This window comes from Acrocarpospora corrugata, assembly GCF_009687845.1.
Lineage (GTDB): Bacteria > Actinomycetota > Actinomycetes > Streptosporangiales > Streptosporangiaceae > Acrocarpospora > Acrocarpospora corrugata.
In genome coordinates this window covers 16,961-29,949 of record NZ_BLAD01000089.1, presented here as the reverse complement: position 1 = coordinate 29,949, position 12,989 = coordinate 16,961, and the positions used below count along the sequence as shown (strand labels likewise).

The window sequence follows — 12,989 nt, the reverse complement described above, 5'->3', positions numbered from 1 at the left end:
GGATCTCCTCGGGGGTCACCGGCAACGGCCGCCGCGGCACTTCGGTGCTTTTGGCGGCTCGCCGGTTATGGCGGATGGGCTCAGACGCGGGTCCATCTCTGGTTGCTCTGGCCGTTGCAGGTCCAGATCTGCGCCCTGGTGCCGTTGGCGGTGCCGGACACGTCCAGGCACTTGCCGGCCCCGATGGCGGTGATGCTGCCGTCGGAGTTGAATTGCCACTTCTGGTTGTTCTGGCCGTTGCAGTCCCAGATGATCACGGCTGCGCCGTTGGCGGTGCCGCCGCCGGACACGTCCAGGCACTTGTTGCCGTACACCCGCAGCTCACTCGCGCTGGTGGAGGTCCACCGCTGGTTGTTCTGGCCGTTGCAGTCCCAGATCTGCGCGAGCGCGCCGTTGGCCTGCGAGGCGCCGCTGACATCCAGGCACCTGCCCGACGCCACGCCCCGCAGCGCGCCGGCGCTCCCCGAGGGCGACGGAGAAGGCGACGGGGAGGGCGAGACGCTGGTCAGTTCCTTGACGCGGATGTTGCGGAAGGACGCCACGTCGCCGGACCCGTGGTTCTGGATGCCGAGGTAGCCCTGCTGGAGCGAGCGGACCGGATCGGTGTTGGTGAAATCGTTGATCCTGGTGCCGTTCAGGAACACCTGCAGCCGCTCACCCTCCACCAGCAGCTCATAGGTATTCCACTGACCCGGCGGATTGAGCGCCGCATCGCGTGCGGTGATGTCCGCCGGCTTGAAGCCGTAGATCGCGCCCGTCGTCTTGTCCGCGCTGTCGGTCGCGTCGATCTGCACTTCATATCCGGTGCTGAGCGCGGCGTTCGCATCGCTGGTGGCCGGGAATCCGACGATCACCCCCGAGTTGGAGTCGCCGGTCAGCCGCCAGTCGAGCTTGAGGGAGTAGGAACGGAACTCCTTGGCGCTGTACCACAGCATGCCCATGCCCCCCTGGGAGGTCAGCGTGGCGGCGCTGTTCGCGAACGACCCGGGCCCGGCCTGCGACCAGCCCGTCGTCGACCCGTTGTACAACGTCGTGTATCCGTTCTCCGGACGGCAGTCGGCGTTGGCCGCCTTGGCCGCGTACCGGATTCCGCCCAGCAGCAGGTTGCGGAAGTTCGAGTCCGCGTACGACTCCTGGGTGTGCCCCAAGCCGGTGTAGAACGCGCGGCCGGAGGACTGGGGATGGCACCACGTGATCGGATGGTCTCCCATGCCGCCGCCGCTGTAGCTGCTTTCGTCCAGGCTCTGCAGCACCCGCGCACTCGAACGGGGGTTGGTGCGGAAGTTGTACCACTCGTCGGTACGCGACCAGGTCGTCCCCAGCTGAGCGGTCGCGGCATGCGCCCGGTCCTCGTTCCGTACGGTGGCCTGCTGGATCGCCGGGTGGTTGTTGAACCAGGCTCCCATCAGCTGCCCGTAGTACGACCAGCCGTACTCCGTGTCGGCGGCCGAGTGCACCCCCACATAACCGCCCCCGCCGTCCACGTACGTCTGGAAGGAGGCCTGCTGGGTGCCGTTCAGCACGTCACCGGTGGTGTTGAGGAACACCACCGCCTTGTACTGGGCGAGGTTGGCCGCGTTGAAGGCGTTCGAGTCCTCGGTCGCGTCCACGGTGAAGTCGTTGGCGCCCCCCAGGTCGCGGATGGCCTGGATTCCGGTGGGGATCGCGTCGTGCCGGAACCCGGCCGTCTTGGAGAACACCAGCACCTTGAAGGCGGCGGCCTGGGCGGGGATGGCGGGGATCACCGTCGCCGCGGCGGCGGTGAGCGCCACCGCGGTCACCGACAGGCGTCGCGGTACCGATGCCCTCCGGTCGTTTCCGGCGGCGCGCCTGAGGGTGGCGGGGATCAGTTGTCGCAGCATGAGTGTCCTTCTGTCATGGCGCCGGGCGCACATCAGTGCGTGGTCGTGGGGTGGGCGAGGTCGTGGGGTGTGGCGGGCGGCCTCAGACGCGGGTCCATTTCTGGTTCGTGCCGCCGTTGCAGGTCAAGATCTGCGCCTTGGTTCCGTTGGCGGTGCCGGACACGTTCAGGCACTTGCCGGCCCCGATCGCGGTGATGCTGCCGTCGGAGTTGAACCGCCACTTCTGGTTGTTCTGGCCGTTGCAGTCCCAGATGATCACCGCGGTGCCGTCGGCGGTCCCGGCGCCGGACACGTCCAGGCACTTGCTGCCGTACACCCGCAGCTCACTCGCGCCGGTGGAGGTCCACCGCTGGTTGGACTGCCCATTGCAGTCCCAGAGCTGCGCGAGCGCGCCGTTGGCCTGCGAAGCGCCGTTGACATCCAGGCACCGCCCCGACGCCGCGCCCCGCAGCGCACTGGCGCTGCCCGAAGGAGATGGGGAGGGTGAGGGGGACGAGCCCGTCGCGAAGGTGAACGCGTCCAGGTCGAACAGGTAGCCCTGGCCGGTCGGGCCGCGGAAGACCAGGTACAGCGCCGTCGCGCCGGTCGGCGCGCCGCCGAGGTTCGCCGCGACTTCGGCGAAGGTGTCCCAGCTACCGGTGCCGGCGACGTTCGCCGTTCCCAGCAGCGTGCCTGTCGCCGAGCCCGCGCGCACCTCGATCCGGCCGCCCGCGCCCGCCGAGGACACCCGCACGGTGATGCTCCCGGCGTTGCTCAGGTTGTACGGCTGGAAGGAGATCCAGTCCCCGTCGTCGACGAAGCCCACGGTCCTGCCACCCTCCGCGGTGGTGTGGTCGGCCGTCTGGACGCCCTGCTGGGCGCCGAAATGTTCACCTTGCCGGTGCCGTGGCTGCAGCGTCCGGATACTCGTGGCGGTCAGACCGCCGCCGTCGACGTAGGACGCCGTGAATACGCCGAAGATGTTCGCCGCGGCGTCGTGCTCGCCGTCGACCGGCACCGCGATGGAGCCGCCGCAGCCGGTTCGCGAGGTGATCTGGTGAGCGTGGCTGTCGTGGCCGAGCGAGTAGGTCACCGTCACCCTCGAACAATCGACGGTGCCGTCCTCCGGATCGCTGACGCCGACCTGGAACGGCACCGTGTCACCGAAGGAGAACAGCTGACCGTCGGCCGGGCTCGTGAGGGCGACCGTGGGAGCGGTGTTGCCCACGGTCACGATGACGCTCGCGCCCCCGGTCAGCCCCTGGGGGTCGCGGACGGTGAGCGTGGCGGTGTACGTGCCGTTGGCGGTGTAGGTCCTGCTCGGGTTGGCGGCGGTCGAGGTGGTGCCGTCGCCGAAGCTCCACGCGTACGACAGCGAGCCGGCCTCCGGGTCGGAGCTGCCCGCCGAGGAGAAGCTCACCGTCAGCGGGGCCGGTCCCGAGGTCTTGTCGGCCATGGCTCTGGCGATCGGGTTGCGGTTGGCCTGACCGACGTACTCGATGCGGTAGAGCGCCTGGTTGTTGTTTCCGGTGCCGTAGTCGAGCACGTACAACGCCCCGTCGGGGCCGAAGGCCATATCCATCACCTGCGTCCCCGACCAGGGGAACGCGGAGATCTCTCCGTACCCGCCGTCGGACTTCACCTCGATGGCCTTGATCCAGCGGCGGCCGTACTCGCCGGCGAAGTATCGTCCGTCGAGCGCCTGGGGGAACTTGACGCTGGAGTTCAGGTTCGGGTCGTACCGGTAGACCGGGCCGCCCATCGGCGACTCCGAGCCGGTGCCGAACTCCGGCGGCGAGCCGGAGTCACCGGCGTATCTGATCCACGCCGGCTTGGCCTGAGGCAGCGTGGTCAGGCCGGTGTTGCGGAAGGAGTTGTTGGCCGGGCCGCCCGCGCAGTTGTACTTCGAGCCGGTGCCGCCGGAGGCGAAATCCCACTCGTTGTAGGTCTCGCTGGTGGTGTTCGCGCCCGTGCAGTACGGCCAGCCGTAGTTGCCGGGACCGGTGATGCGATTGAACTCCACCTGCCCGCTCGGCCCCCGGCTGGAGTTGGTCACCCCCGCGTCCGGTCCGTAGTCGCCCAGGTAGACGATGCCGGTCGCCTTGTCCACGCTCATCCGGAACGGGTTGCGCAAGCCCATGGCGTAGATCTCCGGCCGGGTCTTCGACGTCCCCGGGGCGAACAGGTTGCCGCTGGGAATCGTGTAGCCGCCGTCCGGCTGCGGCTTGATCCGCAGGAGCTTGCCGCGCAGGTCGTTGGTGTTGGCCGCGGTGCGCTGGGCGTCGTACTGCGGGTTGCGGTTGGTCCGCTCGTCCAGCGGGGCGTAGCCACTCGACTCGAAGGGGTTGGTGTCGTCTCCGGTGGTCAGATACAGGTTGCCGGCGGCGTCGAAGTCGATGTCACCGCCCACGTGACAGCACTGGCCGCGGTCGTTGGCGACCCGCAGGACCACCTTCTCGCTGGACATGTCGAGCGTGTCGTCCGACCCGAGAGTGAACCGGGACAGATAGAGCTCACCCTTCCACTGGTCGAACTGCGACTGGTTGCCGGTGGCGGGGGCGTCGCCGCTCGGCGTGCTCAGCCGGGGTGAGTAGTACAGCCAGATGTATCGGTTCGACGCGAAGTTCGGGTCGACCGCCACGCCCTGGAGGCCCTCCTCGTCGTGGCTGTAGACGTTGAGCCTGGCGGCCACCTTCGTGTTGCCGTTGACATCGGTCACGCGCACCGTGCCGTCGCGGGCCGTGTGGACGACCGATCGGTTCGGCATCACGGCCAGCGACATCGCCTCGCCCAGCTCCGAACCGCCCGACGCGAGCGGCACCTGCTGGTAGTCGGACGCCGGGATGGTCAGTGCGCCGGCCGGGGAAGCGGTGAGCGCGGTGGCGCCTGAAGTGATCAGTGCGATCGTGGCCAGAAATGTGAGCCACGGACGTCGGGACATGAGTCTTCCTTTCCTGACGAACCGACCGGTCAGGGCAAGGCGCGCGCCGCCGCGCTGTTGCCAGAGTTGCTGTCAGGCGCGGGTCCATCTCTGGTTGCCGCCGCCGTGGCAGGTCCAGATCTGGAGTTTGACGCCGTTGGCCGTGGAGTTACTGGGTGCGTCCAGGCACTTGCCGGCCCCGATGGCGGTGATGCTGCCGTCGGAGTTGAACCGCCATTTCTGGTTGTTCTGGCCGTTGCAGTCCCAGATGATCACGGCTGCCCCGTCGGCGGTCCCGCCGCCGTTCACGTCCAGGCACTTGCCGCCGTAGACGCGCAGCTCACCGGCCGCGGTGGAGGTCCACTGCTGGTTGGACTGTCCGTTGCAGTCCCAGATCTGCGCGAGCGCGCCGTTGGCCTGGGAGGCGCCGGTCACGTCCAGGCACCGGCCCGACGCCACTCCGCGGATCGGGGTGGCGGTGGACGGGGAAGGCGTGGGACTGGGCGTTCCGCCGGGCTGGCCGATACTGCCGGGGACGGCCTGCAGCGCCGCGTACCAGGCGGCCGCCATCTTGTCGTAACCGCCGGCGGTGGGGTGGATGCCGTCGATCAGATCTGACGTGTTGAGCTTGCTGTGCATGTCGACCAGATGGACGCGTTTGCCGGCGTTGACCTTGTTCTGCACGATGCCGGGAATGGCCGCGTTGAAGGTGCGGACGGCGGCCTCCTGGCTTGCCGACGCCAGGGGGATGATGGTGGCGACGAACACGTCCGCGTTCGGTACGGCCGTGGTGACGCGGTCGATCAGGGTGGACAGCCGCTGTGGCGCGCCCGTCACGTTGTAGTTCTGCAGCACGTCGTTGGTGCCGATGTGCAGCAGCACGGTTCGCGGGTTGTGGCTCCGCGCCCAGCCGTTGATGTTCGCGTCGATCTGATCGATGCGCCAGCCGGGGTGTCCCTCGTGATCGTGATCGCCCAGACCGCTCGGCCCGTTGAACTGGGAGCCGACGAGGTCGATCGTGTACCGGCCGCCGGCGAGGCGCTGCCACAGGCCGATGCGGTAGCCGCCGGGTATCTGGGTGCCCTCGGTGATCGAGTCGCCCAGCGGCATGACACGCACCCCGCCGTTGGATTCCGCGTCGGCGGAGGTTGTCTGTACCGCCACACTCAGGGCGACGGTGATCGCGGTGCCCAGCGCCGCGATGAGTAATCGTCTCCAAGCATGCATGCTCGACCTCTTTGACCGTTGTGAAGTGCCCGCGAGTTCGGCTCGGGTGCGTCAGCGACGCATGTGGTGCGAGGGCCGATGGCCTGATGTGACATGTATCAGTCTGATTGGGCGCATCGATGGCCGAAAAAGCCTCCTCATGTGTCGGGATCGCGTGATGGCGTGCCCCCGAAGAAGGGCCGCCTCCTCGCGAAGCCCAGCTGCGTTTACCAGCTGTTTCTTACAGGAGGAGCGCTATGTTAGCGTTAACATAACTCTGCCGTTGGGCCCGACTCCTTTCTGTCGCGCTCGTGGAGATGTGTAGCGGAGCAAATCTGAGGCAGATCGCGTCGTCAAGAGTATGAAACATTCTCGGGTCGGGGAGTGCCACGATCACCCCCACCCACCTGGGGGTTCGGCGCGTTCTAAAACACCGGGAGAAAGTGATGTGATGAAAATTTCATCCGAAAGCCGACCGCCTCCGGTGCGGCGGGGTTTGCCGCACCGGAGGCGTTCCCACCCCGGAAGGGGAGGGTCAGTGGGTGGTGATCAGGCGCTGGGAGAAGCGGTCATGGTCTGGCCGGCGCGGGTCGTCAGGTCCGGTTCCATCGCTGGTTGTTGCCGCCCCAGCAGGAGTACAGCTGGAGCTGGGCGCCGTTGGCGGAGCCTGCGGCGTCCAGGCACAGCCCGGATTGCACGCCGACGATGGTTCCGTCGCTGTTGAGGCGCCATTTCTGGTTGTTGCCGCCCCAGCAGGAGTAGATCTGCACCGCGGCCCCGTTGCCGGTCCCGGCGGCGTCCAGGCACTTGTTGCCGTACACCCGCAGCTCTTGGGCGGAGGTGGTGGTCCACTGCTGGTTGGCGCCGCTGTGGCAGTCCCACAGCTGGACCCGGGTGCCGTCGGTGGTGCCGGCGTTGGGCACGTCCACACAGCGGCCGGAGCCGACACCCCTGAGCTGCCCCCCACTTCCACCAGTCGGAGTCACCGTCGGAGTCGCCGTCGGCGTGACCGTCGGGGTGGGGCTGGGGTTCGGGCTCGCGGCGTTGAGTGCGTTCAGGACGGAGTTGTACGCCCCCTTCTTGTTGCCGCTACCGTCGAACAGCAGCGGGCTGGCGCTCGATCCGAGCCAGGAGTCGCTGTCGCGGACGCCCCACACGGTGATGCCGGTGCAGCGCGCCACCGCCAGGCAGTCGTTCACCACGCTCGCGTAGGTGCTCGCCGAACCGCCCTGGATGTCCAGCTCGGTGATCTGCACGTCCACCCCGAGGGCGGCGAAGCTGGAGATCGTGGTGCGATAGTTGCTGTTGTACGGGCTGTTGCTGTTGAAGTGCGACTGCAGGCCGACGCAGTCGATCGGGACGCCGCGCTGCTTGAAGTCGCGGACCATGTTGTAGACGCCCTGGGTCTTGGCCCAGGTCCAGTTGTCGATGTTGTAGTCGTTGTAGCAGAGCTTGGCGGCCGGGTCGGCGTTCCGCGCGGTGCGGAAGGCGACCTCGATCCAGTCGTTGCCGGTGCTCTGCAGGTTGGAGCTGCGGCGTCCGCCGGAGTTGCCGTCGGCGAAGGCCTCGTTGACCACGTCCCAGGCGTAGATGTTGCCGCGGTAGTGCGCCATCACACCGTTGATGTGGTCGATCATCGCCTGCCGCAGGGAGCTACCCGACAGGGACTGCATCCAGCCCGGCTGCTGGGAGTGCCAGGCCAGGGTGTGACCCCGTACCCGCTTGCCGTTCTGCCGCGCCCAGTTGAAGACGCGGTCACCGTTGGTGAAGTTGAACTGCCCCCGGTTCGGCTCGGTGGCGTCGATCTTCATCTCGTTCTCGGCCGTCACCATGTCGAACTCACGGTTCGCGATCGAGGTGTACGCCGAATCGCCGAGCTTGCCCGAGGCGATGGCGGTCCCGAAGTACCGGCCGCTCTGCTGAGCCGCCGCACCGAGCGTGCTCGCCGCGGCGTCGGCGGGAAGCGTCACCGCCATGGTCATGCCCAGCACACCGAGGGCGCCGATGACCAGGTTCCGGCGCAGGCCGCTGAAAGGTCGCCGGGATCCGGGCGGGGGTATGGCGTTTGTGCCCATGTTTGTTCAGCCTCCATAGCTGTCAGGGAAGGGGAAGAACGCGGGTACTCCGCGAGCTCGACGCCGCGCTCCATCGTCGGAACGCACACCACGAGGGCGTCGCAAAGACGGATTCCTTGCCATCACCGGTCCTGGCGGCAAGCCGTCTCGGGGACCCAGTGTGGAAACATCCCCGAAATGTGTCAAGGCTTTCAAAAAACTTTCGGTCGTTCCATCCGATTCTTGTGCCTTCCACGGCCCTCAACAGTGGGTCGCTCATGTGAAAGTTTCGGACGCGCAGGCGAGAGTGCGGAATCACCGATGAAACGTTCATCGCATCCCGTTCACACCTTGGGGGACCCCTTCGTAAAACACCAGATGGGCCCGCATTCAGGCTCCCGAGGTTCGCACGAGACGCCGGCGGCCCTTGACGGCGCCCTCCTCCCTCGTATTTGCTCCGCCCCACCACCGCGTCCAACCAGCCGACGGAGAGGGCGTTCGACCAGCCGAAATGTTTGCGTTAACGCCACATAAGTATCGGAAATTTCGCCATTTGGTTGACGTAACTATCACAACGTTCTCGATAGCGCCTGCCAGTTGAACGATCGCGGGCTGCGGCGGGCCTGACGTGGCTGTGCCGGGGCGACCTGATCAGGCACCCCTGGAGAATGGGCAGAACAATGAGACGGCGTACCAGAGAGCTAGTCGGCGTCGACGCCGCGAGCGCGCTCACAGCTGCGGTCACGGCCCTGGCCATGTTCGCGGTGCCCGCGCCTCAGGCGTCGGCGGCGGCCCTGACTCAGGTGTCCAACTTCGGCGCCAATCCCGGCAACATCCAGATGTACCTCTACGTCCCGGACAATGTGTCCGCTCGCCCGGGCATCCTGGTGGCGATGCACGGCTGCAATGGCACGGCCCGGGCCTTCTACCAGAGCACCGAATTCGCGTCATTGGCCGACCGGTACGGCTTCATCGTCGTCTACCCACAGGCCAACAAAAGTGCCAACGGCCTGTCGAACTGCTTTGACGTGTGGTCGGACGCCGCCTTACGCCGCGGGGGCGGCGGCGATCCGGCGTCGATCGTCGCCATGGTGTCCTACGTGCAGCAACGCCACAATGGTGACCCGCAGCGGGTGTTCGCCACCGGCTTCTCGTCGGGCGCGATGGAGACCAACAACCTGCTCGCGGTATATCCGGACGTGTTCAGGGCCGGCGCGCCCTTCGCGGGTGTGCCCTACGGCTGCCTGGGGCCCGCCGGGTGCGGTGACAAGACGCCGCAGCAGTGGGGCGACCTGGTCCGCAACGCCTATCCCGGCTACACCGGGGCCCGGCCGCGCGTGACGTCCTGGCACGGCACCGCCGACGACGTGCTGAACTACGGCATGCTGCAGGAGCAGGTCGACCAATGGACCAACGTGTGGGGAATCAGCCAGACCCCCACGTCCACCAGCAGCCCGCAGTCCGGTTGGACCAGGCGGGTCTTCGGCTCCGGCCAGGTCGAGGCGTACACCGTCAACGGGGCCGGTCACGACCTGCCGCGTCCCGGGATGGCGGCCTACGCGATCCACTTCTTCGGTTTGGACGGCGGCGCCCCCTCCCCCAGCCCGACGGTCACGCCGACGGTCACGCCGACGGCGACTCCGACGGTGACTCCGACTGGTGGAAGTGGGGGGCAGCTCAGGGGTGTCGGCTCCGGCCGCTGTGTGGACGTGCCCAACGCCGGCACCACCGACGGCACCCGGGTCCAGCTGTGGGACTGCCACAGCGGCGCCAACCAGCAGTGGACCACCACCTCCGCCCAAGAGCTGCGGGTGTACGGCAACAAGTGCCTGGACGCCGCCGGGACCGGCAACGGGGCCGCGGTGCAGATCTACTCCTGCTGGGGCGGCAACAACCAGCGATGGAACCGGACCTGACGACCCGCGCCGGCCCGACCAGACCCTGAGACCCTCACCGCTCTCTCGCAGGGCCTGAACCCAGGATCGGCGCCACCTGTGGGGTTGGGGCCTGGCCGGGCACCAACCCCACCCACCGGCCCTCCCCTTCCGGGGTGGGAACGCCTCCGGTGCGGCAGACCCCGCCGCACCGGAGGCGATTCAGCGTCCGGACCCGGCAAGCACAAGAGTATGACTGATCGAGCTTGTCTCCCCGTGGTTGAGCAGAGACAGCCAGAACAGTACTACTCATTTGAACGATTCAAATAGATCGGCTGGTATGGGTAGGTCAGTGGCGGATATAACCGCTGGTAGACGCTATGAGATTACTAACCACGACCAGGTTCCTAGTGTGCATGTCGTGAAATAAGTGGGCTTAAGGTCTTGACGGGCGTCAGTGCTCCGAACGTAATTGGTAGCGAAGCCCCGGAGGCGTGTTCCCGCCGGAATCCCCCGGCCGGATCACATGGGCGCCGCACAGTCGGCCGCCATCGCAACCCGATTCGACGACGGCCTCCACCTCAGGCCGTCTGACGAGGAGGGCGTGACCTGACCCGCACCCTCTACCCCCAAAGGAACCACCGTGCAACCATCCTCGCGCGTCACGGCGCTCAGACCGGTCCTGACCGGCGTCGTCGCGGCGGCTCTGGCCGCGGCGTTCGCCCTCGTCGCCCCGGCCGCCCCCGCCCTCGCGGCCACCACGACCCTGTACGCGTCTCCGTCCGGCACCGGCACCGCCTGCACCTCCGCCCAGCCGTGCTCGCTGCCCGCGGCGCAGACGGCGGTGCGGTCGCTGAACGGCGCCATGTCCGGTGACATCGTCGTACAGCTGGCCGACGGGGTGTACCGGCTCTCCGCGCCGCTCCGGCTGACCGCCGCCGACTCCGGAAACAACGGCTACACCGTCACCTGGCAGGCCGCTCCCTCGGCCCGCCCGGTGATCAGTGGAGCCCGGGCGGTCACCGGCTGGTCCCTGGCCGACTCCGCCAAGAACATCTGGCGGGCCGGCGTCGGTGCGGGAATCGACACCCGGCAGCTGTATGTCAGCGGCGCCCTCGCCACCCGGGCCCGCACCCAGGTCAACCGGGCCGACTTCACCGCCGGCAGCACCGGGATGCGATTCGGCAACAGCGCCCTGAACTATCTGAACAACCTGGCCAACCAGAACCGCGTCGAGATGGAGAGCGTCGGCTCCTTCACCGACCGTTACTCGCCGGTGCAGAACATCAGCGGCAACCTGATCACGATGCAGCAGCCGGCCTGGAACAACAACAACTTCGGCTACGACACCTTCACGCAGCCGCACCGCGCCGGTCCGCTCTACCTGACCAACGCCTACGAGTTCCTGGACTCGCCGGGCGAGTGGTACATCAACCCCGGCACCGGCGTGCTCTCCTACATCCCGCTCGCGGGCCAGAACATGAGCACCACCGGCGTGGAACTGCCGGTGCTGCAGTCTCTGGTGAACATCGGGGGCACCTATGACGCGCCGGCGCACCACATCACCTTCACCGGCATCACCTTCACCGGCACGACCTGGCTCGGCGCCAGCGGCAACCAGGGCTACGCCGACCAGCAGACCGGCGCCTACATCGCGGGCAACTGGAACTGGCCCAGCTTCTCCTCCTGCCACAACGGTTGCACGCAGTTCGAGGCCGCCCGGCCGAACTGGTACCAGATGCCCGCCGCCGTGCAGATCTCCGCCGCCGGCAACATCGCCTTCACCGACTCCCAGTTCGTCAACCTGGGGCAGACCGCCGTGGGCATCGGCAACGACGCCAACGCCCACGCCAGCGGTGTCGGCCTCGGCGCCAGCGACATCACCGTCACCCGATCCGAGATCGCCCGCAGCTCCGCCGGCGGCATCGTGGTCGGCGGCGCGCGCGCCGACGCCCACCACCCCTCCGACCAGCGGATGGTCAACCGCGACATCACCATCAGCAACAACCGCATCCACGACCTGGGGGTGGACCACCGGGGCATTGTCTCGGTCCTGACCACTTACGTCACCAACTCCGACGTGTCCCACAACGAGGTCTACAACATGCCTTACACCGGCATGTCGATCGGGTACGGCTGGGGCGCCAACGACACCGGCGGCAACACCAACTACGCCAATCGCGGCCTGTACAACTACCAGCCGCGCTACACCACGCCCACCACCGCCTCCGGCAACCGGCTTGTCGGCAACTACGTCCACGACGTCATGCAGCAGATGAACGACGGCGGCTGCATCTACACGCTGTCATGGAACCCGAACGCGGTGATCAGCGGCAACTACTGCCTGCGCACCAACGGGTACTTCGGCGTCTACTTCGACGAGGGCTCCAAGTACTACACCGTCACCGGCAACGTCTTCTCCAGTACCGGCACCTGGGCCACCGCCAACTACTGGGGCGGCGAGAACATGGGCAACTGGACCGTCACCGGCAACTGGACCAGCAACAGCTCCACGAACGTGACCAACGGCGACCGCGGCAACGTGGTCAACAACAACGTCACGGTGAGCAACGGCAACTGGCCGACGGGCGCGCAGGCCGTGATGGCCGCGGCCGGTCCCCAGAGCGGCACTCCCGCGCAGACGGTGGAGATCGTCGGAACCCAGTCCGGGCGCTGCATCGACGTGAGCGGCGGCAGCAACGCCAACGGAGCCGCGGTACACCTCTGGGACTGTCATGGCGGGGCGAACCAGCGGTGGACGCGGACGTCGTCCAAGCAGTTGACGGTGTTCGGGAACAAGTGCCTGGACGCGTACGGTCAGGGCACCGCCAACGGAACCCAGGTGGTGATCTGGGACTGCAACGGTCAGGCCAACCAGCAGTGGAACGTCAACGCCAACGGCACCATCAGCGGAGTGCAGTCCGGACTGTGCCTGGACCTGCCCAGCAACGCCACAGCCAACGGCACCCGGCCGCAGCTCTGGACCTGCCACACCGGCGCCAACCAGCGCTGGAGCCTGCGTAGCTGATCCCGCACGACTGAGTTGCCGGAGGGCCGGGCGCCCGGCCCTCCGATCGTTCCGCCGTCGCCACTC

6 protein-coding genes are annotated in these 12,989 nt (G+C 67.5%); 2 read left to right on the top strand and 4 right to left on the bottom strand.

The features are described from left to right. Window positions 1–80 precede the first annotated feature (80 nt). The 4 genes from Acor_RS34460 to Acor_RS34445 form a co-directional block, all read right to left on the bottom strand. A complete protein-coding gene (locus Acor_RS34460; protein WP_155340961.1) occupies window positions 81–1,862 on the bottom strand; it encodes a lectin in 1,782 nt (593 codons plus the stop codon). Between the two features lie 82 nt (window positions 1,863–1,944). Continuing rightward, complete coding sequence (locus tag Acor_RS34455; RefSeq protein ID WP_155340960.1) at window positions 1,945–4,782, bottom strand: PQQ-dependent sugar dehydrogenase; 2,838 nt, start codon at window positions 4,780–4,782, stop codon at window positions 1,945–1,947. A 72-nt stretch (window positions 4,783–4,854) separates the two neighbouring features. Continuing rightward, complete coding sequence (locus tag Acor_RS44985; protein ID WP_155340959.1) at window positions 4,855–5,988, bottom strand: lectin; 1,134 nt, start codon at window positions 5,986–5,988, stop codon at window positions 4,855–4,857. 572 nt (window positions 5,989–6,560) lie between these two features. Next, window positions 6,561–8,042, bottom strand: a complete 1,482-nt coding sequence (locus Acor_RS34445; protein WP_155340958.1) for an endo-1,4-beta-xylanase — start codon at window positions 8,040–8,042, stop codon at window positions 6,561–6,563. Window positions 8,043–8,701: 659 nt separating this feature from the next. Between Acor_RS34445 and Acor_RS34440 the strand changes: the two genes are divergently transcribed. Both Acor_RS34440 and Acor_RS44980 read left to right on the top strand, forming a co-directional pair. Continuing rightward, window positions 8,702–9,937, top strand: a complete 1,236-nt coding sequence (locus Acor_RS34440) for an extracellular catalytic domain type 1 short-chain-length polyhydroxyalkanoate depolymerase (protein WP_155340957.1) — start codon at window positions 8,702–8,704, stop codon at window positions 9,935–9,937. Between the two features lie 601 nt (window positions 9,938–10,538). Then, window positions 10,539–12,923, top strand: a complete 2,385-nt coding sequence (locus Acor_RS44980; RefSeq protein ID WP_155340956.1) for an RICIN domain-containing protein — start codon at window positions 10,539–10,541, stop codon at window positions 12,921–12,923. Window positions 12,924–12,989: the final 66 nt, after the last annotated feature.